The following is a 23,196-nucleotide window of genomic DNA, read 5'->3' as shown; positions in this document are numbered from 1 at the left end:
GCCCCGCGTTGACCGTTTCTTTCGAATGCCCATCGCAACCTCCTCATCGAGTGTTGCGACGACCAATTGAATCCACCCCCGGCCTTCCCTGCGCGACGGTTGGAACGGCTTATACGTGGTCTCCCTGGTGCACCGGGCTTGTTGGCCACCATGCGCGACGGCGCGCTTGCGCACGCCAGCCGCGGGACACCAGCATCGGGGTGTCAGGACCGCACGATTTCGCCGTGCGCAACGAACCGTTCGTCCGCGCGACCAGAGGCCACGCTGCGATTCCCTGCGCCCATCGCATCCCACTCCCCACGTCTCGTGACGGTCGCGACACGCCCCTCCGGCGGAAGCAGGACGGGAGGACATATACATAATTTCGGAAAAAATGAAAGAAGAATCTTTGGGCGAGCCCAAAGTCCTCTAGTTATGTGTCTGGCTCGCCCAGCGAGGAGAAGATCAGCCTAGAATTCTCGGAGCCCCCCGGCGTCTATGCACCGAAATTCCGACGGCTCTCAGAGCGTACCCAACGTCCGATCTTTAATGCCCGGATTTCTTAGTTTGCGGCCGACTTGATGTTGTGTGCATGAACTTCGTGCGATCGAGCTGCATCGACGAGTTCGCCGAATTTGTATGGTGCAGCAATGCGTGGGGCGGATCTGGCCCGCGCTGCTGACAGCAGACTATTGACGGGCTAACCAGGCGATGTCGCGCACTTGGTCGCCCTTGTGCGAGATGAGTACGTCCCAAATTCGCTCAGTATTCGAAAGTCGAGCGTAGACTCTGCCAGCGTCATCCTGGCCGTCGCTCATATGGCGCTCCCACCATTCCCCCAAGCCCTTCAGCTTCTTCCAGGTCGGCGGTAGCCGGCCGCTTACATTCCGCAATTCCGCGAGACCGCGATAAAGCGCCCGCCGATTTGAGAATTCAGCAGCAATTACGATTAAGCTGTCCCGGATCAACCGCACGTCAGGAAGTAGAATTTCGAATACCACCTCAATTTCACTTTTCAATTTGCCGGGTGGGCTGACGGGGCGATCTGCTCGAGGCTCGTTTATCAGCTGCGCTGCCGCATACGCCGCTAGATCCGCCTCTTGACGCAAGCTTCGCTCGAACTCGATGGCAGCCCTGAGTTCGTCGATCTCTGCCTGTGTTTGGACGCCGGTGGTCCGTTCAAGCTTTAGCCGGGTGACCTCCGCCCGCAGCGCGGCCTCGCGCGCCTTAACCGCCGCCAGTTCTCCAGCAATCAACCGAGCACGGTGTTCAGCAGCAGTCTCCGGGCGATGTACGTTCAGAGTCTGACCCGCGAGGACGCCAGTGAGGAGGGACGAAAGCGAGTCCCCCGCATCCCTCGGCTTCGTGATGCGGATGAACCAATCGGCTTCCATGCCGTCGACGGGATCACCAAGATATCTTCCCATCCTGAGCACGTCATACCCGGAAGCTTTGAGCGCCGCAGCTGCAGTCTCGCACGCTAGGCTCGATCCAGAGAGCAGCAGATAGGCTTCTTCGACGCCCTCTATCACCGCGAAATTGGTTTGAGGCGCCTGGATGCTGGCATCCCCGTGCAGGCAGTCGGCTGGAGGGAACGCTTCACCGCCCATCTCGATGCGACCATCCGGACGTGCTATTGGATAGGCCAGTCCGCGCCAGATCGCTCCATCCCTTCCATCGGGTAGGCGGACAAGCGTGCACTCACGGGTCTCGAAGAGTTGGGTGCCAATAAAAATTGATATGATCATGATTGTACTGCTAAAATAACACACGTTTTTCGAACGTGTCAGCGTGCGTCACGCACGCTGCGTTGGGTTTTGTTTGGGTTGAATATCAATGGAAATGCAGGTTGTCGCCCACTTCATCACCCACCCCGAGACGGTTTTCGCCGTCGGCATAGTGCTGATGCTGTGGGCCATTGTATCCGGGGTCTCCTTTGCTCGTGGGGCAAATCGACTGATTGGAGCGCTTGGCCGTGCCAGAAGCATCATCGAAAAGACCGGAAGCCCCACCGAGTTCGCACGGAACTACGAGGTCATCTCGCCGAAAATTGCTGCCGACCCGGTTTTGGGTTCGCGCTGGCGCGAGTATACTGAATCCCTTGTCCTGCCTCAGGAAAGCAATCGGCCGATACGCGCTACCGCCCGGGCGGGGGCCTGGTTCGATACAAGTCTTCTGCGTGTTCCCGCCATTGGAGTTGATGCAAGATATCATGCAGCCCTTCCAAATCTCCTGGTTGGGGCCGGCCTGCTTTTCACCTTCCTCGGCTTGGCTGCCGCGTTAGGAAAGGCAGGCGGTATCATAGGAGGAGCGGATCCGGCTGGGCGGAACACCGCGCTCCAGGATCTACTGGCCACTGCATCGTTTAAGTTCATCACGTCGCTCATCGGACTGCTTCTCTCAATTATGTACGCGCTGTTCCGTAAGGCTTGTTTGAAGCGCATCGAACGAGCGCTCGATGGCTTTCTGACGGTTCTCGAAACGAGAGTGCCTCTCCTAACTCCTGCGGCCTTGCAACAAGAGGCCAACGAGCTCCTCAAACGCCAGTCGATCCAATTGGAGACGTTTTCGACTGACCTCGCGGTCAATCTTGGCGGAGTTTTTGACAACGCCTTCAATGACCGGCTGGGCGAGCACATCGCGCCACTGACGAGCGCGATGCAACGTCTCGCCGATGGCATCGGTTCAAGGAATGAAGATGCGCTGAAGGCTATGCTGGACACGTTCGTTCAACGGCTTCAAGGCGGTACGGGCGATCGGATGCAAGACGTCGCGCAGAGCCTTGCGGGTCTAAGTTCACGGCTCGAAGGACTCCAGTCAGGGCTTGGCGATGCCGCCGTGCGAATGGCGCAGTCCGCTGATGCGATGGCCAATCGCATGGGCGAAGGTGCCGAAGCTGCGCTTTCAAGAATCACGGACCAGATAGGTGGGCTAGCGACCGGACTAAGGACCATCGTCGATCAGACGAGCGCGGCTGGGACCAATGCCGGTCGTGATATGTCGGAGCGAATCGAGGCAGCTGCTAAGATGTTTGAGCAGGCTGCTCGAGACGTATCCGAGAGCCTCACCGTCGCTGCCGCCGGCATGGAGGCGCGGATCGGCGAACAGGCTACACAGAGTTCCGCGCGCCTCTCTAAGCAGCTCGAGGCGGTTGTGGAAGAACTACGCTTGCTCGCCGAGAACAGTCGAACGACAGGCACGGAGGCCTTGACCGCCCTGGCTGAGCGCGTAGGAGTCGCCGCGGCTACGTTCGAGTCGACCGCCTCAAGGGTCGCGAGCGAACTCGGCGATGCCGCGACCAACACAAGTAAGACGTGGGAGCGAGAGGCCGAACAGTCGGCTCTTTGTATTGCGAGTGCGTCGGAAGGGCTGGCGGGGCGTATCTCTGATATCAGTTTGGCCACCAACGAGATGGTCAGCAAGATGACCGATTTACAGCGCGCAACGCAAGAGGCCGTAACCCCTTTGGCCGCGACGGCAAATGAAATGCAACTCGCTGGACAAGCAGCGAGGACTGCGGTTGAGCCGCTGAATCAGGTCGCCCAAATAGTCGGTAGGTCTATGGATCAGATTGCTGGCGTAGCCCAACGGCTGGATGCCACCCACGCAGCCGCTGGACGCCTGATCGAAAGCCTGGCGGCCGCATCTCAGCGGTTTGAGGGCGTTGATCAAGAACTCTCGAAGACTCTGGTCGCCTTGCAAAATGGGCTTCAAGGTTTCACGCGCGAGGTCCATGTATTTGTCGCCGGAACTGATGAGAACCTTGCAAAGGCAGCAACTCAACTTGGAAATCTGGTGAAGGGCCTGCAGGATACCCTGGAAGATTTCACTACTCGCGTGCTCGAGCCCCAATGAGGGTCGACCCAACTTCCAAGCTCAGCGATGAAACGGCGGATTCCGGAGTAGGCTTGTGGCGCTGATGGACGCGACTGATGAAAGTGGCGGAGAAGGGTATTTCGCTTCGGTTAGCGATATGATGGTCGGTATCCTCTTCATTTTTCTGCTGTTGCTGACCGTGCTTGCCTTGAATTTTCGAGAGGCCGAGCAAGACCAGAAGGTTGAGTATGTCAAATATGTTGAAGCCCAAAAGAAAGCGACAGAGGCGACGCGGCGAGCTCGCGAATCCGAGGCAGACGCTAAGCGGGAGGCAGCGCGGGCAGCAGCTATTAATGCCGAAAATGCTAGATTTAGATCCCTATTGCTTGACGCTGCTGCGCAATTGCAGAAAGACATTGCGGATCGGGAAGCGGCTCGTGGCCAATTGTTGATCTCGCTGAAGCAATCCCTTAGTAATAAAGGAGTGTCAGTTTCGATCGACCCAACATCTGGCATCCTTCGTCTTCCCGAGGATCTCCTCTTTAAGATTGGCGACGCGACAATCGGAAAGAACAATCTGCCGAGGTTGCAGGCGCTCGCTGCGGTACTGGCAAGCACGTTGCCGTGCTACGTCAATGGCGGAGATGCAGCCGGATGCGGTGGTGTCGTGGCGCCAATCCTGGAAACCGTATTGGTGGAGGGGCACACCGATCGACAGGCTTACAGAAGCATCGCTCAACCTTCAGCTACGCCGGTCGCAACTGAGGGCTCCCTCCTAGCGAAGCCGGTGAGACGGTTGCCTGCGCGAGCTGTTGTTGCCAAGGACTCCGAACTTCGAAACGATCGTTTGTCGACGGACAGGGCCCTAAATGTTTTTAAGGAGCTTAGGCAGGCCCAGCCATCGTTGGACTCACTAAGAAATTCTGACCAACAGCCTCTGTTGGGCTTTTCGGGATATGGGCAGCGTCGTCCTCTTCCTGATGCGTTGGGGTCATCGCAGACAGAGTTCGATAAAAATCGCCGCATCGATCTTCGCTTTGTCCTGTCAGCCCGCACGTCCGACGAACTGATGAAATTGCGCGAACAAATCCAACAAGCGTTGGGTAAGAGCCAATGACCCATGCGTTGCTTGCAATCGATCGACTGAATGCTTTCGTGAAGCTTCTTCCGCATGCTTCGTCAAGGCTCCCGGTAAAGTCAGAAAGCGCTAAGGCGGTCGAGGCATTGAGGGCGTCTGATGCCGCCATAGCGCTGCCGGTCGAAGCAGTTTTGGACGCTGTTCGTAGTCGCCTCGTCAAGGTGTCTTCTGCAGGTACTGGTCAATACTTGCGAAGTGATTTGCGTGCTTCAGTGTGGCTTCTTTGGACTGAGAAGCAGCCTCTTGCAGATCTTCCGGGTCTGGTAGAGGCGGTCTGGGCGCAGGCTTACAAGTCAAATGCGACCGCGCATGCTCTGATTGAAGCTTGGCTCAGGGCGTTTTCGCTTGAGAACCCTAGTGTCGGGCCCACCGGTATGGCCATACGACAGCTCTTGGTCATGCGGCCGAATCCGCGCTTGGAATCTTGGCGAGATGCCGATCGTAGAGTCGAACTATTTGACACCAAAGAGGGGCCGCGAAAGCTTGCTCGTCGGATAATGTTAGGTCCAGAAGCGCTCGATGCAGAGTTGTCCGCGGTCGGTTTTGACGATCCGTTGCGCGCCGCCGGAAATTATATGCGCGCGGTGCAGAAGGAGATCGTTGCGAAAGCTTCGGTTTCTTTGACGAGATCGGATGCAGACCGAACACTGAAGCGTATCCTGGCGTTTTTGGCACCCCAAGGTAGCCTCCGTTTTGCCGAGCCAAAGTCCCGCGGCGAAATGGCTCGGGGCCTGTTGAGGCCCTGGCTTGAGGCAGAAGATGAACCAGACGAATCAATTCGCTTTCAGATCCAAGACTTCTTGTTAGAGCATCTCGACGATCCTCGCTTGAAGCCGCAACGCTGGCAGGAAGCTGGCGTGCACGCGACCAATCTGATGCGTCGATGGCTAACTCGCGCGTCATTGAAGGCGTTCTTTGGCCTTATCTCTGATCACGCATTAGATGCCCATTGGCGATATCGAGAGGCATTTTGGTCAGCGTGTCTGGAGAAGGATGCGACCATTGAGGCCTGGCTTGCTCTGGGAAGCCGAATCTACGCCTCAGCTCGCGCTGTAGAGGATCTGAAAAGAGCCTTTGCCAGGCTTGATGGAGCGAGCGGCGATCAGGCCGTGCTGCTCCTGCGAGTAAAAGGCTTGGTATTTTGCGAATGGAGTCATAATGGAAAGCTCCGCGCTTGGCCGGCAGATTGGTCAAATGCGCCCCAACTCGGTCGCGCGAGATACACACGAGCCGAATTGACCGGAAAAGGCCTCCCCTTCCCACCTAGTGCCAGGTTTGGATCGAATGGGTCGTCTGATGGAATGGGTCTGAGCCATATCGGGTCTGACCGCAATCAATGGCAGGGAAGCGCGGCCGAACTCCTTGCCCGGCGAACGCAGATAGTGCTTGGGCCTAAGGATTGGTGGCCCCGATGAGCTACCGCTTCGACTATCAGGTAACACCCGAGGCGACTGAACTCCGCATGGCAGGCCCTCGCGGCAATATTCCCGCGGATTCATGGTCGATCGAGGCGCCAGCGTCTCTGCTTCCCGGTGTCGATCTCGCGCAGCGTCTCATCGCGGCTGGTGCTGCGATCTCGGAAGACGACACGATACTCATCGAGCATCGAGCGGTTGCATCTCTGTCGGCCAGCGAAGCCAAGAGTTTAGGGCTGCCACCGATCTCTGACGTCGTCTGTCATCTCGAAACGACGGGGATAATTGCTCGTCCGGATTTCAGCATAAGACAGAGTTGGCGGCGTGCTGCTGGGCAGCCGATAGTCGGCGCCAAACGAACGGGTGCTTGGCTGCGTGTCGGCAACGCTTGGCAGCGGTTGCCGGATGCGCTGTTTGAGATTGCTGAGGGAGTGGATCGCCTACATGCGCTGCCCGATGACGATTTGGCAGAGCGTCTCAAGGCCATCTCCTCGTTACGCGAGGTGCTTCCCGCGGCTATTTCGTCGGCTTCAGTTGAGACGACCGGACTCATTGGCGAAATAGCCATCGCGGTTGCGGACGCATTCTCATTGGATTTAGTCGGGGCCGGAAGCGACGCTAAGCTTGAGCCCATCCTTCATCGAGCCGGTGGAAATCCCGATGATTGGCTTCTGTCGGCTGACGAGCAAGTTGCCTTTGGTCGCGATCAGTTCAATCGTTTCGGGACAGCTCGGTCGGTATACGCGCTCGGAAAAGGAAAATACCTTGTTCTCTCGCCACCGCTACGGAAGGCGCTCGCGGAAGTCCGGAGAGTTCAATCCTCGCCCATTGCGACAAAGCGAGCTCTCCTAGCATCACCTAGGGCATTTTTGCGAGAGGCTTTGGGCGACGATACGGAGGAGACGGTTATTGAATCGGTATTCCGTGAGACCTCGAGCTATGCGGAAAGAGTGATTGGGCTAGGGCTTTGGCAACGACGAGTTCTTCCCTGGATAAGGCTAGGGACAACAAACTGGTTTGGTCCAGAAATTGGCGACGATACGCAAGGTCGGCGTGGCGCAGCTAGCGCAGCTGGCATCGTCATCGGCGCAGAGACCGTTCCACTATCCGATGAAGAAGCCGATCAACTAAGGGCGCGCATCGAGAATGCCATTGGAGCCAATCAAAAGACCGTATCGTTAGATGTTGCGGGACGAGTGATTGACGTCCCTGCATCATACGAAGCGCTTGCAGCGCTCGAAGCCCTGAAGGTGGCCCGGTCGCCGCTTGATCAGACGAAGGATTTTGCGTCACCGCCTGGAAAAGAGTCCAATGCAGCTTCGGAAAAAGAAGCGCTGGTTATTAAACCGAACGAGCAGGAGATCCAGGTCGAAGCGAACTTTTCCAAGCGATCTGCGCCGCCGCTCGGGCAGCCCACTGGCCTTGCCTCGCGACTCAAGCATCATCAGGTCGAAGGGCTGGATTGGCTTCAAAAGGCATGGGCAGGCGGTCGACCCGGAGTTCTTCTTGCGGACGACATGGGGCTCGGAAAGACATTCCAAAGTCTGGCATTTCTCGCTTGGTTGCGAGAGGGAATGGATTCACGAGCAATCGACCGCGCGCCGATATTGGTCGTGGCACCAACGGGCCTGCTTGAGAACTGGCGGGCGGAACACGATCGCCATCTTTCTGCGCCCGGCCTTGGATCCTGTGTTCAGGCTTATGGACGAGCCCTCGCGAATATCCGCAAGAGTGCGCCGGAGGGGCGACCCGGCATCGATGTTGAAAAGCTTCGCCGGGCTGATTGGGTACTGACGACCTACGAAACGCTGCGGGATTATGACCGGGATTTCGGCCAAGTCCGATTTTCGGCCCTGCTGTTTGATGAAGCCCAAAAGATTAAAACGCCCGGTGTGCGAGTAACGGATGCCTCGAAAGCGATGAACGCAGAGTTTCGGATTGCTTTGACGGGAACGCCCGTTGAGAACCGGCTGGCCGATCTTTGGTGTATTACGGACGCTGTTCATCCGGCTTGCTTGGGCGATTTGAAAAGTTTTAGCGCCACCTACGAGAAGGATCCCGACCTTGAGCGCCTTCAACGCCTAAAATCATCCCTTGATGTTTGGCATGGCGGACGGGCGCCCCTTCTGCTGCGTCGTCTCAAGGAAGACAAGCTTCCTGATTTGCCGCGACCCATACAGCGCGTTTCGAAAGCCGTAATGGCGGGCGCGCAACTGGCCCAATACAAGGCGGCTATCGATGATGCGCGCCAAATCAGCAAGCCTGGTGGAGTTCTTGAGATACTTCAGCGGATGAGAGCAGTATCTCTTCATCCTGGTGGAAGTCCGCTTATGTCGGATAGCGACTTTATCGAAGCCTCGGCGAGGATGCGGATCGCATTCGATGCGCTCGACTTGATCGCTCAGCGTCGCGAGCGGGTTCTAATATTCCTGGATGACCTTGATTTGCAGGCTCGATTGGCAGGAATTATTCAGCGCCGATACGGCATGACTGCCCCTCCGATGATCATCAACGGTAACGTTGGAGGCGCAGTCCGACAGGCGAGGGTTGATCGTTTCCAAGTTGGCCCTGATGAGTTTGACGCGATGATTCTCTCTCCTCGCGCGGGAGGAGTCGGATTGACGCTGACGCACGCCAATCACGTCATCCATCTTTCTCGCTGGTGGAATCCGGCGGTGGAAGATCAATGCACTGGCCGTGTCGTACGCATTGGCCAGACACGCGATGTGGAGGTACACATCCCCCTTGCGTTGCTTCCGGAGTCGACTGCTTCGTTCGATCAGAATTTGCACGCGCTCTTGGAGCGGAAGCGGCGCCTGATGCGAGACGCATTGCTTCCCCCCAACGCGACGGAAGCCGACCGGAACGAACTCTTTCAGGCCACCATCAGATAGTGATTTGACCGAGGCCAGTGAACGGCCGTCATTCCGGTAGGCTCTCTCATAACAAGACGGCCAGCATGGGAAGAAACATGACAAGCGCCTTGACTGTCCTCGGGACATTGATCGCTGCCTCTGCGCTCGCAGCAACCGACCGAACGCAAGCACAACAGTGGTTACAGTGACGCTGCACTAAATGCGCAAGGCCGGCCATCCTGAGATGGCGGCATCGGCAGCGCTGGCCGCCATGAGCCGATCCGCCCATGATCATGCCGGCCATTGCCCCTCGCCTACAGCTTCACAACGATCTTGCCGAAATGCGAGCCGGACCGGAGATGGGCAAACGCCTCGGGGGCCTCGTCGAAGCCAAACACCCGATCGACGATCGGGTGGATCGCATGGTCAATCAGGAAACGATTCATCGCCGTGAAATGGTCGACCGATCCGACGGTGACGCCGATGATGTCGGCATTTTCCCACTGCAGGCGCGCGAGGTCGGGCTTCGGGCCGAATCCCGTCAAGACGCCGATCTGAACGATCTTGCCACCCGAGGCGACCGATCGCATCGACCGGTCATAGGTGCCGGGGCCGCCGAGCTCGAGGATATGACTGGCGCCTTGGCCGTCGGTCGCCGTCATCAGTGCCGCATCCCAGTCAGGCGTGTCGCGGTAGTTGATCAGGATCGCAGCCCCGAGCGCCTTGGCCTGGGCGAGTTTCTCATCCGAGGACGAGATCACGATCGCACGCGCGCCCAGCGCGGTGGCGAACTGGAGGCCGAACAGCGCGACGCCGCCGGTGCCCTGCACCAGCAGCGTGTCACCTTGGCCCATTCCGCCGCGCGTGACGAGGCCATGCCAGGCCGTGACGGCAGCGCAGGGCAGGGTCGCGGCCTCGATCGACGTGAGGTGCTCCGGCACGGCGACCACCGCCGTGGCCGGCAGCACGACATGCTCCGCCAGCATGCCATCCATCGTGCTGCCGCCCAGCGCTGACGCGACGTAGTCGGTCTTGAACGGACCCGAGACCCAGTCGCGAAAGAACGACGCGGCGACCCGGTCACCGACCTGCCATTGGACGACATCGGGGCCCACGGCATCGACGACGCCTGCGCCGTCGGAAAGCGGAATGCGGCCATCCAGCCCGTCTTGGCCCGCGCGGTCGAGGATGATGAGGTCACGGTAGTTGAGGCTCGCCGCCTCGACGCGGATGCGGACCTCGCCATTGCTGGGTTCGGGCTTGCGGACGTCTACCCGCACGAGGCGACCGGCGCCGGCATGGCCATTCACATGATAGGCTTTCATGGTTGCTCCTTTCCAAGGGCATTCACCTGGATGAGCAGACTCTGTAAGGTCTGACAGCGCTGTCAGGGTCAAGAGGTTTTCAGGTGAAGATTGGCGAGCTCTCCCGGAGGACGCGGGTCAGCGTCCGGATGCTGCGTTACTACGAAGACCAGGGATTGCTGGCGCCGCGACGGACCGATGCCGGCTATCGCGACTATGGCCCGGCGGAAGAGGAAACCGTGCGGCGGATCAAATTGCTGGGCGCGGCCGGGATGACGCTGGAGACGATCCAGCAGTTGCTGCCATGCGTGAAGAGCGACCAGCCGGCCTTTACGCCATGCGACAATCTGCGACGCATCTTGGCCGAGCAGGTTGGCCTGATCGATCAACGGATCGAGACGCTGAGCCAGAGCCGGACAATCCTGGCCGGCTTCCTGTCGAGCGTGAACTGAGCTCTCTGTCGACGGCCGGACGGCATCGAAGCGTCATCACCAGGCCGCGGCGGTCGGCGTCCGGGTGTTGCCGCCATGGCCCGCAAGGCACCGCGGCGACGCGCTCCGCAAGCGGCGCATCGCATTGACCGCTCACCGACGCAGGGATGATCGAGCAACTTGGAAAAAAGAAATCAGATTGTTTCGATCAATCAAGAATTGCAGGGAGACCTGGAGGAGCTCTCGCGGTTTTGCTCAGGCTCGATCAACTCTGTCTCATCGCGCCTTGGCGCGGATCGGCAGGGTGATCCGCCGCTTCCATTCGCGGAGGTTGCAGGCGATTCCAGTTGGACCTGGAGGGGGCGCGGGCCGATGGTGCCCACCGCATCAGGCAATGTGGCCGGATCATGCGCGTCGCGCTGCGTGACGCTTCAAGTTTTTCTGATCGCTGCGATCAGCGATTGCGATTGGCGATGCGGGATGTTGCTCTTTAGAAGGCTTCTAAATTTCTTTCAGGAGAGCCGAAGATGCATCGACCGAAGCTCCGCCATGGTCTGCGGCTGATAGTGACGGCCGCTGGCCTTGCCGGGCTTGCATCGCTGATCGCGATCGCCGCGCCAAGGGCGGAGACGCCGACGCCCGCACCAGCACCGGCCTATCTGCCGACCGTCAGCGACCTGATGATCGCGACCATCCAGCCTCGCCATCTCAGGCTCTGGATCGCCGGCCATAGCGGCAATTGGGCGTTCAGCGCCTATGAGCTCGGCAATCTCAAGGGCGCGTTCAACCGTGTCAGCCGGGCGCAGCCGCTGGTCGAGGGCAATTCGTTCGCCGACATGACGACGGCCGTGACGCAGCAGCCGTTCGACGAGCTGGCGCAGGCCATCAAGCAGAAGGACATCGGCCGCTTCGAGCGCTCCTATGCCGACCTCACGGCCGCCTGCAATTCCTGCCACCAGGCGCTCAATCGCGCCGCCGTGGTCATCAAGGTGCCGCAGACCGCCGGTGTTGCCGACCAGGACTTCACGCCGGGCGCGGAGTGACGGGACGAGCCTCGGGCAAGACGATTCGGAAGCGGCGGGCGCCTTCATCGAAACGATATTGGTTGCTGAAATGCGATATTGAGGTGAAGGGGGACCCGCATGAAGCTCTATTCGTTCTGGCAGTCGCTTGCGAGCTTTCGCGTGCGCATCGCGCTCAACCTCAAGGGCATCGCCTATGAGCAGGTTGCGGTCGATGTCGACCGGCAGCAGCAGCGGGACGAGGCCTATGCCGCGCTCAATCCGCAGATGGCGCTGCCGGCGCTGGTGCTCGACGACGGCACCGTGCTGACGCAGTCGCTGGCGATCCTCGAATATCTCGACGAAGCCTGTCCGGGCGCGGCGCTGCTGCCTGCCGATGCCAAGGGGCGCGCGCGGGTGAGGGCACTGGCGGCGATGATCGCCTGCGATGCGCATCCGCTGACGACGCCGCGGGTGCAGCGCTATCTCACCGAGGTGCTGCACGTGGACGACGCGGCACGCGCGGCCTGGCTCAGGCACTGGACGGCGGAGATGCTGGTCGCGATCGAGGCCCAGCTTGCAGGCCATGTCGCGACCGGCCGGTTCTGCCATGGCGATGCGCCGACGATGGCCGACATCTGCCTCGCCGGCCACGCCGTCTACGCGCGCAATAAAGGCCTCGACCTCGCCGCGACGCCGACGGTGCAGCGCGTCGTCGAGGCCGCGATGGCGCTGCCGGCCTTCGCGTCCGCCCATCCGCTGGCGCAGCCGGACACGCCGCCGGCGCTGCGCGCCAAGCCGGCTGCGCCGTAGCCTCATCTCTTTGTTGAGCATGATCTCCGCGCAAACGCCTTCGGCGTTTGTCGCGAGGGAATACCGGTTTCCACTTTTCCGGATCATGCTCTACGCCAGAACCATCGGCGCTACCGCGCCGGCTGGCCGCCGTCGCGCTTCATCCAGTCGCGGAACTGCTCGAACAGCACCCTTGTTTCGTCCTCGCTCATTCGCCGGCCGCCGGTCGGCGCCCTTGCGCTCATCCACTCGTCGAACTGCTGCTTGATGGCGGCGCCGTCGGCCTGCGGCGCGCGCGTGCTGGCCAAAAGCTCCTCCGCGGCGCGGAAGCGGGTCCAGCCGGGCAGCGAGGAGGAGAGGCTGATCTCGTTCCATTTGGGGTGGAACGGCGGCCGCTTGAACTGGTCGAACCGCTTGAACAGATAGTCGACGAAGCGCGCGACGCGGCGGTAGCGCTCGGTCTCCGGCGGCCAGTTGTAGACCGCCAGCACCTGCGGCACGCCGATGGTCTCGACGCTCTCGCCGGGCTTGAGCAGATTGGGGTAGTCCTGCGAGGTCAGCTTGGTCGGCACGTAGTAGTCCTGCAGGCTGCGCGCGAACGGAATCGGCAGGAAGTGGAAGCCCGGCTCCGGCTTGAACTTGGCGAACAGATCGGTCGGCTTGCCGGTGACGTGGACGACGCCGGCGATCTCGCCGCTGCGCATCTTCTCCAGCGCCACCGAATTGTTGATGAACACCTTCTCCGCGCCGATCTTGAGCCGGTCGAACACGATGCCGCCGGTGAGGTTGGCGGCGCTGCCCACGGTGTTGAAGGAGACCTTCTTGCCGGCGAGATCCTCGAGCGTCCTGATCTCCGGGCGGACGTAGACGTGCATCTCGTTGATGTAGAACGAGCAGATGTAGCGGATCCGGTTCTTGATGTTGGCGAGCGTGCCGTTGCGGACGAACTCATCGAGCACGTCGGCCGAGGTGATGGTGACGTCGACGCCGCGCAGATACAGCAGGTCCTCGATGTTGCCGAGCGCGCCGTAGGTCACCATCGGCAGCACGCGCAGGTTCGGGCGGTCGTCGAGCACCTTGGCCATCTCGGCCGCAAAACGGATGTTGGTGCCTTCGAGCAGGCCGCCGGCGACGCCGACCGTCCATTCGTTGGACTCCTGCAGCTTGCCGCCTTCGCCGGCCGCGGCGGCCGTTGCCGCCGCCGGCCTTCCGGTCCGCGCCGTCTGTGCCATGGCCGGCAGCAACGGTGCCACCAGACTCAATCCCGCCGCAACGACGCAACTCAACAACGCGACCCGCATGCCCCAAATTCCTCCGTTGCCGGCCGCACGGCGATCGTGAGGCGCGGCCGATTTTCGCGCATTATCTCCTTGGTTGAGGAATGAGGTCTACTACTCGCCGGTTGGGCGCAGCCGGGGCTGCTGCGAGGCGCATCCTTGCCACCAAAAAGCCATAGGCTTGATTGCGCCTCGGTCTGGACGGAGAAACGCCGCGATATCAGTCCGAGAGTCGTCGCCTCATCGCACGCGGCCACAATGGCTCGCTGGAAACCGGTGCAGCTTGCGGTTGCAGGGAGCGGTCGAAGCCGGACCGTCGTGAGCGCGGCTCGTGCGCGCGCGGGACGTTCTTGCGATCGGGCCTCTAGGCCTGCTGCGAGATGCTGACCTCGGCGATGCCGGCGCGATCAGGCGCCGGCCTTGCTTGCCTTGGCGCAATGGTCGCGCCAGAACTGCCGATAGCCGGCCTCGACGCAGCGCGTGTAGTTGGCGACGTCGCCGGCCGGCGAGCGTGCGACCAGGCCGGGCAGCTCCGCCCGCAGCTTCGCCAGCAGCTCGGGCTGCGTGGCAAAGCTCTTGGCGATCCGGATGTAGCCGTCATCATCGTCGGCGACCCAGTCAGCGAGGCCGGCCGCGGTCAGGATGCCGCCGGCGGCGCGCGAGGCCGCGCCGGCGCCGAGCTTGGCGACGACCGGCACGCCCATGTAGAGCGATTCGAACGTCGAGATGCCGCCGTTCTGCGGGAACGGGTCGAGCGAGATGTCGATGCGCTCGTAGGACTTGAGATGCTCGACGCGCTCGCTGGCGCCGAGGCAGAGGATGCGCGCCTCGGGCACGCCGTGTGCGACGAAGCGGGCGAGCAGCCCGTCGCGCACCGCGGGATCGTTGAGCGCGAGATGCTTGACGACGAGCTTCGCGTCGGGGATCTCGGCGAGCAGCCGCGCCCACAGCGCGATCGCCGCGTCGGAGATCTTGTCGATGCGGTTGTAGACGCCGAAGGTGACGTGGCCGTTGGTGAGCATCGGCAGCGGTGCCGGCGGAACGTCGAGCACCGGATCGATCGTGATCACCGACGGCAGGTCGTGGACGTGCTCGGCGAACAGCGGCCGGACGCTCTTGGGCACCGTGACCGGATCGGCGAAGAAGTAGTCCATGGTGGCAAGGCCCGTGCCGGTGCCGCTGCCCCAGGCCGTGACCTGGATCGGCGCCGGCTTGCGCGCGAATACCGGCATGCGCGTGCCCGTGGTGTAGCCGGAGAGATCGACCAGGATGTCGACGCCGTCGGCCTGGATGCGGTCGGCGAGCTCGTCGTCGGACAGGCTCGAGGCCTCGACCCAGAGGTCGGCAATCGACTGGAACGTCGCGGTGTAGGAATCGTGCCGCGGCGAGGTCGAGTAGCAGTTGACCTGGACCTGCGTCTTGTCGTGGCCGCGCAGCACGGGCAGGAAGGCGAAGGCCGCCGAATGCATGCGGAAGTCGGCCGAGACGTAGCCGACGACGATGCGTCTGTCGGGATCGAGCGAGCGCGGCGCAAGCTTGCGGCGCGGGAATCTCGAGCCGACCGCCATCCACCAATACTGCCGCGCCGCCTGCTGGACCGCGAAGTCGGCGCCGGGCAGGAAGTCGAGATAGAAGATCTTCTTGGTGATCGCCTCGTCGTAGTCCGGCTGCACCGCGAGCGCCTGGTCGAACTGCGCGATGGCGCCTGCGACGTCGCCGAGCCGGCCGCGGCAGGCGCCGAGCAAGGTGAGCGCGACCTGCGCCTTCGGATTGGTGTCGAGCACGCGCTTGCAGGCGGCCATCGCCTGCGCAACGTTGCCGTTGAGGATGCAGATCTGCGCCTTGCCCTGCCATCCCAGTTGCAGATGGGGATCGAGCGTCACGGCGGCGTCGAAATCGGCTTCGGCTTCCGCCGTGCGTCCGGAGATCATGTAGAGCCGGCCGCGATGCGCCCGCAGCTCGGCATGGGACGGGCGTGCGGCCAGCGCCGCATTGAAGGTCGCTTCCGCCAGCTCGAAATGGTGCAGCTCGAGATGCGCGAGACCCTTGTTGACCGTGGCCTCGAAATGGTTCGGGTTGAAGGCCAGCGCGCGCTCGGCGCTGGCGGCAGCGGCGTCCCAGCGCCGCAGCATCAGCTCGGCGACGCTGCGATTGCACCAGGCATCGACGTCGTCGGGCTTGAGCTCGAGGGCCCGCGTCGCGGCCGCGAGCGAGGCCTCGCCCTGTCCGAGCCGCAGCAGCGCGATCGCGAGGTTGCGCAAGGTGATCGGCGCATTCGGGCGCAGCGCCAGCGATCGCTCCAGCGCGGCGCGCGCCTCCTCGTAGCGCTCGCAATTGACCAGCGCCCAGCCGAGATTGGACTGCGCGTCGGCGGAATTCGGCTCCATCGCCACGGCCTGCGCCAGGAAGGCGGTGGCCTCGGCGAAGCGTGCCGACGACACCAGGGACACGCCGAGCAGATGCATGGCATCGAAGCAGCCGGGGACCTCCTGCAGCAGCTTCGCGCACAGCGCCTGCGTCTCCGCCTGGCGTCCGGCCTGGAAGGCCTTGAACGCCACCGCCAACTGCCCCTCGACGAGCTTCTTCTGCTTCTTTTCCTGTCGTGCCTTCTGGAAGGCGCGCGAACCGACGGTGCTCAAGGACATGGGTCTCCGGACAGACAGGACGGCATGGCGTCGGACGCCGCAGCGATGCGCTGCGGCCGGCAACCGGGGCGCCGCCATGCCCGGCGGCAGCAAAGCCCAGGATGTCCTGTGGTCGTCCGGTCACCGGCCACGCGCAGCGCGACGCGGCAAAGCTTGCCCGCGCCGTGGTTAGTAAATGGTTAACGGGATGACGGAAGGAGCTTGTCGCGCCCCGCGAATGCCCCGGGGAATGACGGGGCAGCTCGCGCAGGGTGGATCAGCGCCGCGCGATCCACCAACTGCGGATGTCACACCGACGATAGGGATCTTCCTTAGAAGGGCACCGTCGTCCGGCACGACATTGCAACGCGCGCTCACGCCGTGCAGCCGTCGACCAGCACCAGCCGGCTCGTCGTGGTCCGGTGACGGATCGCGAAGAGGTGCTGGATCTCGGGATCACCGAGGAAGTCGGTGGCGGTCTGGCGCGACGGGAATTCCAGGATCACCATCCGCTCGGGCGTCCAGCTGCCTTCGACCGGCGTGGGCACCGCGCCTTGGACGATGTAGCGGCCGCCATGCCTCGCGATGAAGGCGGGGATCGCATCGATATAGGCCTTGAACGAGGCGTGGTCGTGAATGGCGAGATCGAGGACGAGATAGGCCTTCATGGCGGGCTCCGCGCGACGCGGTGGATCATACGATCGGAACATCGGCGCAGCCATAAGCTGCCGACAGATCGGTGCGCGTTCCGTCGACGTGCGCTTCCGATGCATTCGCGGGGGAGGGCGGATGATACTGCTGCTCATCCGCCCATGCCTGCCCGTTTGGCGACCGTTGCGCGAGCGGTCGCGGCCCGCGGCTCACGTCGTCGCGCGATAGGCTTGCGGGATCACGAACACCTCGTCGGCGCGGCCGTAGCCGCCGTCGGGCACCTCTTCGATCAGCACCATCGTGTGCGGTCGCGCGGCCTCGCTGAAATAGTCGACGAACATCGCGGTCACGCGATGCACGATCTCCTCCTTCTGCGCCTTGGTCAGCGCGGCCTGCGGCACTTTGATGTTGGCGAACGGCATGAGAACTCCTTTGGCGTTGGGCCGGCATCGGCCGGAGGGTGACAGCAGCGCGGCGTCAGATCACGCCGCCATTGACGCGCACAACCTGGCCGTTGACCCAGGCGGCCTCCGGGCTCGTCAGGAAGGCCACGACATCGGCAATCTCGCGCGGCTGTCCGAACCGGCCGAACGGGTTCGCTGCGGCCATCGCGCGCAGCTGCTCGTCGGTCTTGCCGTTGAGGAACATCTCGGTCTCGGTGGGGCCGGGCGCCACCGCGTTGACCGTGATGCTCCGCCGCGCCAGCTCCTTGGCGAGCACATGCGTCATGGCTTCCACCGCGGCCTTGGTGGCGGCGTAGGCGCCGTAGCGCGGCTGATACAGCCCGACCACGCTGGACGAGAAATTGACGATGCGGCCGCCGTCGCGGAGCCGCCGCGCCGCTTCGCGCAGGGTTCGGAACACGCCCGCGACATTCACCTCGAATTGGCGCGCGACATCTGCGTCGCTCAGCTCCGCGAAGGCGCCGAGCGCCATCGTGCCGGCATTATTGACCAGGATGTCGACGCCGCCGAAGGCCTGCTCGGCGGCATCAAACAGCGCCGCCGCGCTGGCGGGATCGGCAACGTCGGCCTGCACGGCGCGCGCGCGGCCGCCGGTCGCCTCGATCTGTTGCACCATGTGCGCCGCGGCCTGCTCGGCCCGGGCGTAGTTGATGACGACCGCGACGCCATCAGCGGCGAGGCGTTCGGCGATGGCCGCGCCGATCCCGCGCGAGCCGCCGGTGATGATCGCGACCTGGGATGAAGAATTGGGCATGGTCAGTCTCCCTCTTTTCAATGCGAGCGGACATAGCTGATCGCCTCGTCCGTATAATCGGCCTTGGCTTGACATCAGATGTCGGTCTGGGCGAACAATCGCTATGGATCGCCTGGATGCCATGCGTCTGTTCATTCGCGTCGTCGAGCGCCGCAGCTTCACCGCCGCGGCCGCCGATCTCGGCCTGCCGCGCTCGACGGCGAGCGAGGTGCTGAAGGAGCTCGAGGCGCGGCTCGGCATCCGGCTGATCGAGCGCACCACGCGCCACGTCACCCCGACATTGGATGGCGAGGAGTACTACCGGCGCTGCGTCGGCATCCTCGCCGACATCGAGGAGGCCGAGACTGCACTGCGCGACTCGCGCCCGCGTGGCCTGCTGCGCATCGACGCGCACCCGCTGCTGACGCGGACGTTCGTGCTGCCGCATCTGCCCGCGTTTCTTGCCGCGCATCCGCAGCTCGATCTGCGCATCGGCCAGGGCGACCGCCTGGTCGATCTCGTGCGTGAGGGTGTCGATTGCGTGATCCGCTCCGGCGAGCCGGAGGCGAGCGGCATGATCCAGAGCCGACTCGGCACGATCGAGGAGATCACCGTCGCCAGCCCGGCCTATCTGCGCGAGCACGGAACGCCGGCTGGACCTGATGATCTCGACGGCCACCGCATGGTCGGCTTCATCTCGTCGCGTACCGGCGAGGTGCTGCCGCTCGAATTCACCTGCGGCGGCACGCTGCGCCATCTGGTTCTGCCGAGCCGGGTCACGGTCAACAATTCCGACACGATGATGGACCTCGCCCGGCTCGGCCTCGGCCTGGTGCAGGCGCCGCGCTATCGCTTCGCGCCGGATCTGGCGGATGGCAGCCTGGTCGAGATCCTCGCCGACACGCCGCCATCACCGACGCCGCTGCACGCGCTGTATCCGCAGAACCGGCAGATGACGCTGCGGCTGCGCGTGTTCCTCGACTGGATCACGGGGATATTCGCCCGGGCGAGGCTGTAGCGGTTGGGCAAAGCAGCCGGATGCCTGTTGCTACTTGCCCTTCTCGATCTTCGTCACCGTGTAGCCGGAGGCGTCCTCGACCGCCTCGAACTTCACCTTGTCGCCGGCCTTGAGGCCTTTCAGCAGCGCGGCGTCCTTGACGCGGTAGACCATGGTCATGGCCTCGTCCATGCCGAGACTCTTGGCCGGGCCGTGGTGGAGGGTGATCTTGGCGTTGGCCTCATCGACCTTCTTGACGTCGCCGCTGATCGCCTCGGCGGCGAGGGCAGGGGTCGCGAGAGCGAGAACCAACGCGGCGGCGGTCGTGAGCTGAGAGAACGTCTTCATGATGTGTTTCCTTCTACTGGTGAACTCATGGCGAGGCGTAGGGCGGATGACGCGGCGCTGACCCGCCCTACGCGTTGTCAAGACGGCTTCATCCGTCACTTCACGGCGACGTGGCCGGTCATGCCGAACTCGCGATGATCTGGGATCAGGCAGGAATATTCGAACGTGCCGGGCTTGGTGAACCGCCACAGCAGCTCGGCGGTCTTGTTCGGCGCGAGCCGGGCGCCGTTCGGCTCGTCGTGCTCCATATGCGGGTGCTTCTTCATGACCGCGGCGTGCTTCAGGTTCTCGGCCTTGGTGGCGAGCAGGAACTCGTGATCCTCCTTGCCGGCGTTGCGCAGCACGAAGCGGATCTGCTCGCCGCGCTTGACCTCGATGCGCACCGGCGTGAACTCCATCTCGCTCAGGAGCACCTCGATGGTGCGTGACGGCTGTTTGGGATCGCCCGGCTCGCCGGCGGAATAGCCGCGCGATCCGTGCTGCTCATGGCCACGGGCCGGTGCGACGATCAGAGCGGCCGCCGCCAGTGCGCTGATCGCGAATGCAGTCTTCATGGAGATCTCCTGATGGTGGTCGTCGGTTGATGCGGTGCTTGGTGAATTCAGCGCTGGGTGCGGACCTGCGTCGGTGGGCCGTCGCTTCGCCGCACCGGCTCCGGTGCGCTTGCGACCTCATAGGCCACGCTGCCCTGCGGGAACTGATAAGGGCCGGGATCGCGGTAGTCGTCGCGGGCGAGGCCCTCGCGCACCTTCACGGTCGTGAACATGCCGCCCATCTCGATCGGGCCGAACTGGCCGCTGCCGGTCATCATCGGCAGCGTGTTGTCGGGCGCCGGCATCTCCATGCTGCCCATCGCCATGCCGGTGTTGCCCATCACCATGCCGTCGGGCGCGAGCTTGCCGACGGCGGCGGCCAGCTCCTTGCGCGGCACGCCGACCAGGTTGCGCATGTCGTGGCCCATCGCATTCATCGTGTGATGCGACTTGTGGCAGTGGAACGCCCAGTCGCCGGGATTGTCGGCGGTGAAGTCGAGCACGCGCACCGCGCCGACCGGCACGTCGGTCGTGGTCTCCGGCAATTGCGCCGTTTCGGGAAGCCAGCCGCCATCGGTGCCGATCACCTTGAACTTGTGGCCGTGGAGGTGGATCGGATGGTTGGTCATGGTGAGATTGCCGATGCGGATGCGGACGCGATCGCCGAGCCGCACCGGCAGGGGATCGATGCCGGGAAACACCCGCGCGTTCCAGGTCCACATGTTGAAGTCGGTCATCTCGGTGACCTTCGGCAGGTAGCTGCCGGGCTCGATGCGATAGGTCGACATCACGAACACGAAGTCGCGGTCGACCGGCGGCGGCGGCGGCTGCGGCCCGCGCGGATGCACGACGATCATGCCCATCATGCCCATCGCCATCTGCACCATCTCGTCGGCATGCGGGTGATACATGAAGGTGCCGGCGTGCCTCATCTCGAACTCGTAGACGAAGGTCTTGCCCGGCTTGATGTGCGGCTGCGTCAGGCCGCCGACGCCGTCCATGCCGCAGGGCAGGATGACGCCGTGCCAGTGCACGGTGGTGTATTCCGGCAGCCTGTTGGTGACGAAGATCCTGACCTTGTCGCCCTCGACCGCCTCGATGGTCGGGCCCGGCGACTGACCGTTATAGCCCCACAGATGCGTGGTCATGCCGGGCGCGAACTCGCGGGTGACCGGCTCGGCGACGAGATGGAATTCCTTCCAGTCGCCGTTCATGCGGAACGGCAGCGACCAGCCGTTGAGCGTGACCACGGGCTGATAGTCCGGGCCGGCGCTGGGATGCAGCGGGGGCTGCATCACCGCCTTGTCCATCACAGGCGCTTCGGGAATGGCGGCGGCCTGGACCCGGCCGGAGACGGCGGAGGCGCCGGCCAGCGCCGCGGAGCCGAGCAGTGTGCGGCGTGAAAACATGCGTGCTCTCCTGTCAGTCGTTGCCGGGCGCGACTGCGCTCGCGGTCTGCTGTGCGCTGTCCTCGCTGCTAGCGACTCCGCCATTGACCGCAGCCGACAGCTCGGCCTCGGCGAGGAAGAAGTCTCTGACGGCGTCGATCGCGGCGCGGCGTGACGCCAGGCGCTGCCGCGCCTCGAGCAGCAGCGCGAAGATGTCGACCTGCATGCTGGAATAGCGCAGCTGCATCTCCTCGCTGATGATCCGGCGCAGCGGCAGCACCTCGCGGGCGTAGTGGCCGGCGATGTCGAAGGCCGCGCGGTAGCTGCGATAGGCGTCGCGCGCCTCGGAGCGGACGGTGACGGCGCGCTCGGTGAGGCGGTTGAAGGCGATGTTGTAGGTCTCGGCGGCCTGCCGCACGCGGACCTCGCCGCCGTCGAAGATCGGGATCTGGAACTGCACGTCGTAACCGCGTTCGCGGATGACGCGGCCGTCGGGCTCGACGGTCTTGCGATCGAGGCCGGCGAGATCGAGCAGGGTGACGAAGCGCGTCGCCTCGCTGAGCTGCAGCGATGTGGCGAGCCCCGTGAGCTCGAGGCGGGCGATCTGCAGATCGATGCGATGGCCGACGGCATCGGCCTCGACGAAGGGCTGGCTCAGCGGCCGGCACGGCAGTGCCGGCAGCCGGTCGGGCAGGCGGAAATTCAGATCGTCGCCCCACAGGCCCATCAGCCGGATCAGCCGCTCGCGGGCGCTTCCTGCGGCACGGCGGGCGGTGGCGAGCTCGGCCGTGGTCTCGGCATAGAACACCTGCTCGCGGGCCTGGTCGAGCCGGTTGAGCGCGCCGGTCTCGCCGAGCTTCGAGGCGAGCTTCGCGGTCGCCTCCGCGGCCGATTGCGCCTCGACCAGCAGGGCCACCAGCTCGTTGGCGGCGACGACGCGCACATGCGCGCGGCGCACCTCCGCGGCGAGCCGCAACGTCGCCAGCGCGGCCTTCAACTGGGCCTGGCGAAACCGCTCGCGCGCGATCTCCGAGCGCAGCGGCAAGGTGGCGAGCGCCAGGATGTCGCCGGCGACCTGGCGCTCGGCCTCCAGCGCGCCGTCGCCGCTGATGCGCATCAGGGAGAAGGTCGGGTTCGGCGGCAGGCTGGCCTCGACCATGTCCGCCTCGCTGAGCGCGAGCGCGTTGTAGGCCGCCTGCAGGCCCTTGTTGTTGAACAGCGCGACCTGCACGGCGGCATCGGCCGACAAGGGCCGGGCGAGCAGGCGGCGCGTTGCAGCGCGGACGCGTTCGGCGTCGTCATTGCCTCTCACGGAGGCGACCTCCTTGCCGGTGGTGTGGCCGGTGATGTCCGCGACGGCGCTCATGCCGCCGTCTGACGAGAACGAGGCACAGCCTGCGAGCGCAAGTGCTGCGGCGAGCGCCGCGAGCCTGATGATCCCCTGCATGTG

The 23,196-nt window shown here is 63.4% G+C and carries 19 protein-coding genes; 8 read left to right on the top strand and 11 right to left on the bottom strand.

Annotated features, from left to right (window positions below; translation table 11 throughout):
• Positions 1-668: 668 nt before the first annotated feature.
• Positions 669-1,727, bottom strand: a complete 1,059-nt coding sequence (locus QW868_RS17125; protein ID WP_315734067.1) for a hypothetical protein — start codon at positions 1,725-1,727, stop codon at positions 669-671.
• Between the two features lie 88 nt (positions 1,728-1,815).
• Here QW868_RS17125 and zorA point away from each other — a divergent pair, with 88 nt between their 5' ends.
• From zorA to QW868_RS17105, 4 genes are read left to right on the top strand one after another with little or no spacing between them, the layout of a single operon-like run.
• Complete coding sequence (gene zorA, locus QW868_RS17120) at positions 1,816-3,834, top strand: anti-phage ZorAB system protein ZorA (RefSeq protein ID WP_315734065.1); 2,019 nt, start codon at positions 1,816-1,818, stop codon at positions 3,832-3,834.
• A gap of 55 nt (positions 3,835-3,889) precedes the next feature.
• Positions 3,890-4,912, top strand: coding sequence for a hypothetical protein (locus QW868_RS17115; RefSeq protein ID WP_315734063.1), 1,023 nt, complete (start codon positions 3,890-3,892; stop codon positions 4,910-4,912).
• Entirely contained in the window at positions 4,909-6,348 is a 1,440-nt protein-coding gene (locus QW868_RS17110; RefSeq protein WP_316231003.1) for an EH signature domain-containing protein, read from the top strand. Before QW868_RS17115 ends, QW868_RS17110 begins: the two co-directional genes overlap by 4 nt.
• Entirely contained in the window at positions 6,345-9,242 is a 2,898-nt protein-coding gene (locus QW868_RS17105) for a DEAD/DEAH box helicase (protein WP_316231002.1), read from the top strand. The genes QW868_RS17110 and QW868_RS17105 overlap by 4 nt, the downstream gene beginning before the upstream one ends.
• Before the next feature lie 275 nt (positions 9,243-9,517).
• On the opposite strand, the gene QW868_RS17100 is transcribed toward QW868_RS17105, so the two are convergent.
• On the bottom strand, positions 9,518-10,528 hold the full coding sequence (locus tag QW868_RS17100) for an NAD(P)-dependent alcohol dehydrogenase (protein WP_316231001.1): 1,011 nt from the start codon (positions 10,526-10,528) through the stop codon (positions 9,518-9,520).
• 83 nt (positions 10,529-10,611) lie between these two features.
• On the opposite strand from QW868_RS17100, the gene QW868_RS17095 reads away from it, so the two are divergent.
• From QW868_RS17095 to maiA, 3 genes are all read left to right on the top strand, one after another.
• Positions 10,612-10,959, top strand: coding sequence for a MerR family transcriptional regulator (locus QW868_RS17095; RefSeq protein ID WP_315775336.1), 348 nt, complete (start codon positions 10,612-10,614; stop codon positions 10,957-10,959).
• A 506-nt stretch (positions 10,960-11,465) separates the two neighbouring features.
• Positions 11,466-11,981 carry a cytochrome family protein gene (locus tag QW868_RS17090; protein WP_315734052.1) on the top strand — a complete coding sequence of 172 codons (516 nt, stop codon included), beginning with the start codon at positions 11,466-11,468 and terminating at the stop codon, positions 11,979-11,981.
• 99 nt (positions 11,982-12,080) lie between these two features.
• A complete protein-coding gene (gene maiA, locus QW868_RS17085) occupies positions 12,081-12,752 on the top strand; it encodes a maleylacetoacetate isomerase (protein WP_316231000.1) in 672 nt (223 codons plus the stop codon).
• A gap of 110 nt (positions 12,753-12,862) precedes the next feature.
• Here maiA and QW868_RS17080 read toward each other — a convergent pair whose 3' ends face one another.
• The 5 genes from QW868_RS17080 to QW868_RS17060 form a co-directional block, all read right to left on the bottom strand.
• Positions 12,863-14,032: a TAXI family TRAP transporter solute-binding subunit gene (locus QW868_RS17080; RefSeq protein ID WP_315734048.1), complete on the bottom strand. Its 1,170-nt coding sequence runs from the start codon at positions 14,030-14,032 to the stop codon at positions 12,863-12,865.
• 383 nt (positions 14,033-14,415) lie between these two features.
• A complete protein-coding gene (locus tag QW868_RS17075) occupies positions 14,416-16,647 on the bottom strand; it encodes a tetratricopeptide repeat protein (protein ID WP_316231007.1) in 2,232 nt (743 codons plus the stop codon).
• 359 nt (positions 16,648-17,006) lie between these two features.
• Positions 17,007-17,300, bottom strand: a complete 294-nt coding sequence (locus tag QW868_RS17070) for a DUF1330 domain-containing protein (protein ID WP_316230999.1) — start codon at positions 17,298-17,300, stop codon at positions 17,007-17,009.
• Positions 17,301-17,492: 192 nt separating this feature from the next.
• Positions 17,493-17,705, bottom strand: coding sequence for a 4-oxalocrotonate tautomerase family protein (locus tag QW868_RS17065; protein WP_315734040.1), 213 nt, complete (start codon positions 17,703-17,705; stop codon positions 17,493-17,495).
• Positions 17,706-17,760: 55 nt separating this feature from the next.
• Positions 17,761-18,501: a glucose 1-dehydrogenase gene (locus QW868_RS17060; protein ID WP_316230998.1), complete on the bottom strand. Its 741-nt coding sequence runs from the start codon at positions 18,499-18,501 to the stop codon at positions 17,761-17,763.
• Between the two features lie 103 nt (positions 18,502-18,604).
• Between QW868_RS17060 and QW868_RS17055 the strand changes: the two genes are divergently transcribed.
• Complete coding sequence (locus tag QW868_RS17055; RefSeq protein ID WP_316163773.1) at positions 18,605-19,498, top strand: LysR family transcriptional regulator; 894 nt, start codon at positions 18,605-18,607, stop codon at positions 19,496-19,498.
• A 30-nt stretch (positions 19,499-19,528) separates the two neighbouring features.
• Here the strand turns inward: QW868_RS17055 and QW868_RS17050 are convergent, their stop codons facing one another.
• From QW868_RS17050 to QW868_RS17035, 4 genes are all read right to left on the bottom strand, one after another.
• Positions 19,529-19,825 carry a copper-binding protein gene (locus QW868_RS17050; protein WP_315734032.1) on the bottom strand — a complete coding sequence of 99 codons (297 nt, stop codon included), beginning with the start codon at positions 19,823-19,825 and terminating at the stop codon, positions 19,529-19,531.
• 95 nt (positions 19,826-19,920) lie between these two features.
• A complete protein-coding gene (locus QW868_RS17045) occupies positions 19,921-20,379 on the bottom strand; it encodes a cupredoxin family protein (RefSeq protein WP_316230997.1) in 459 nt (152 codons plus the stop codon).
• Between the two features lie 47 nt (positions 20,380-20,426).
• A complete protein-coding gene (locus tag QW868_RS17040; protein WP_315796947.1) occupies positions 20,427-21,767 on the bottom strand; it encodes a copper oxidase in 1,341 nt (446 codons plus the stop codon).
• A 13-nt stretch (positions 21,768-21,780) separates the two neighbouring features.
• A complete protein-coding gene (locus QW868_RS17035) occupies positions 21,781-23,193 on the bottom strand; it encodes a TolC family protein (RefSeq protein WP_316230996.1) in 1,413 nt (470 codons plus the stop codon).
• Positions 23,194-23,196 lie beyond the last annotated feature (3 nt).

This window comes from Bradyrhizobium sp. SZCCHNR1051 (assembly GCF_032489615.1).
In the GTDB taxonomy this organism is placed as follows: domain Bacteria; phylum Pseudomonadota; class Alphaproteobacteria; order Rhizobiales; family Xanthobacteraceae; genus Bradyrhizobium.
The sequence above is the reverse complement of the archived record's forward strand: the minus strand, read 5'-3'. Positions and strand labels throughout refer to the sequence as shown.

What these genes read in the sequence shown, in the direction of transcription:
- QW868_RS17065 (WP_315734040.1), bottom strand. Translation starts at nt 17,705, where the DNA reads ATGCCGTTCGCCAACATCAAAGTGCCGCAGGCCGCGCTGACCAAGGCG.
- QW868_RS17045 (WP_316230997.1), bottom strand. Translation starts at nt 20,379, where the DNA reads ATGAAGACTGCATTCGCGATCAGCGCACTGGCGGCGGCCGCTCTGATC.
- QW868_RS17100 (WP_316231001.1), bottom strand. Translation starts at nt 10,528, where the DNA reads ATGAAAGCCTATCATGTGAATGGCCATGCCGGCGCCGGTCGCCTCGTG.
- QW868_RS17125 (WP_315734067.1), bottom strand. Translation starts at nt 1,727, where the DNA reads ATGATCATATCAATTTTTATTGGCACCCAACTCTTCGAGACCCGTGAG.
- QW868_RS17080 (WP_315734048.1), bottom strand. Translation starts at nt 14,032, where the DNA reads ATGCGGGTCGCGTTGTTGAGTTGCGTCGTTGCGGCGGGATTGAGTCTG.
- QW868_RS17110 (WP_316231003.1), top strand. Translation starts at nt 4,909, where the DNA reads ATGACCCATGCGTTGCTTGCAATCGATCGACTGAATGCTTTCGTGAAG.
- QW868_RS17040 (WP_315796947.1), bottom strand. Translation starts at nt 21,767, where the DNA reads ATGTTTTCACGCCGCACACTGCTCGGCTCCGCGGCGCTGGCCGGCGCC.
- QW868_RS17105 (WP_316231002.1), top strand. Translation starts at nt 6,345, where the DNA reads ATGAGCTACCGCTTCGACTATCAGGTAACACCCGAGGCGACTGAACTC.
- QW868_RS17055 (WP_316163773.1), top strand. Translation starts at nt 18,605, where the DNA reads ATGGATCGCCTGGATGCCATGCGTCTGTTCATTCGCGTCGTCGAGCGC.
- QW868_RS17090 (WP_315734052.1), top strand. Translation starts at nt 11,466, where the DNA reads ATGCATCGACCGAAGCTCCGCCATGGTCTGCGGCTGATAGTGACGGCC.
- QW868_RS17035 (WP_316230996.1), bottom strand. Translation starts at nt 23,193, where the DNA reads ATGCAGGGGATCATCAGGCTCGCGGCGCTCGCCGCAGCACTTGCGCTC.
- zorA (WP_315734065.1), top strand. Translation starts at nt 1,816, where the DNA reads ATGGAAATGCAGGTTGTCGCCCACTTCATCACCCACCCCGAGACGGTT.
- QW868_RS17050 (WP_315734032.1), bottom strand. Translation starts at nt 19,825, where the DNA reads ATGAAGACGTTCTCTCAGCTCACGACCGCCGCCGCGTTGGTTCTCGCT.
- QW868_RS17060 (WP_316230998.1), bottom strand. Translation starts at nt 18,501, where the DNA reads ATGCCCAATTCTTCATCCCAGGTCGCGATCATCACCGGCGGCTCGCGC.
- QW868_RS17070 (WP_316230999.1), bottom strand. Translation starts at nt 17,300, where the DNA reads ATGAAGGCCTATCTCGTCCTCGATCTCGCCATTCACGACCACGCCTCG.
- maiA (WP_316231000.1), top strand. Translation starts at nt 12,081, where the DNA reads ATGAAGCTCTATTCGTTCTGGCAGTCGCTTGCGAGCTTTCGCGTGCGC.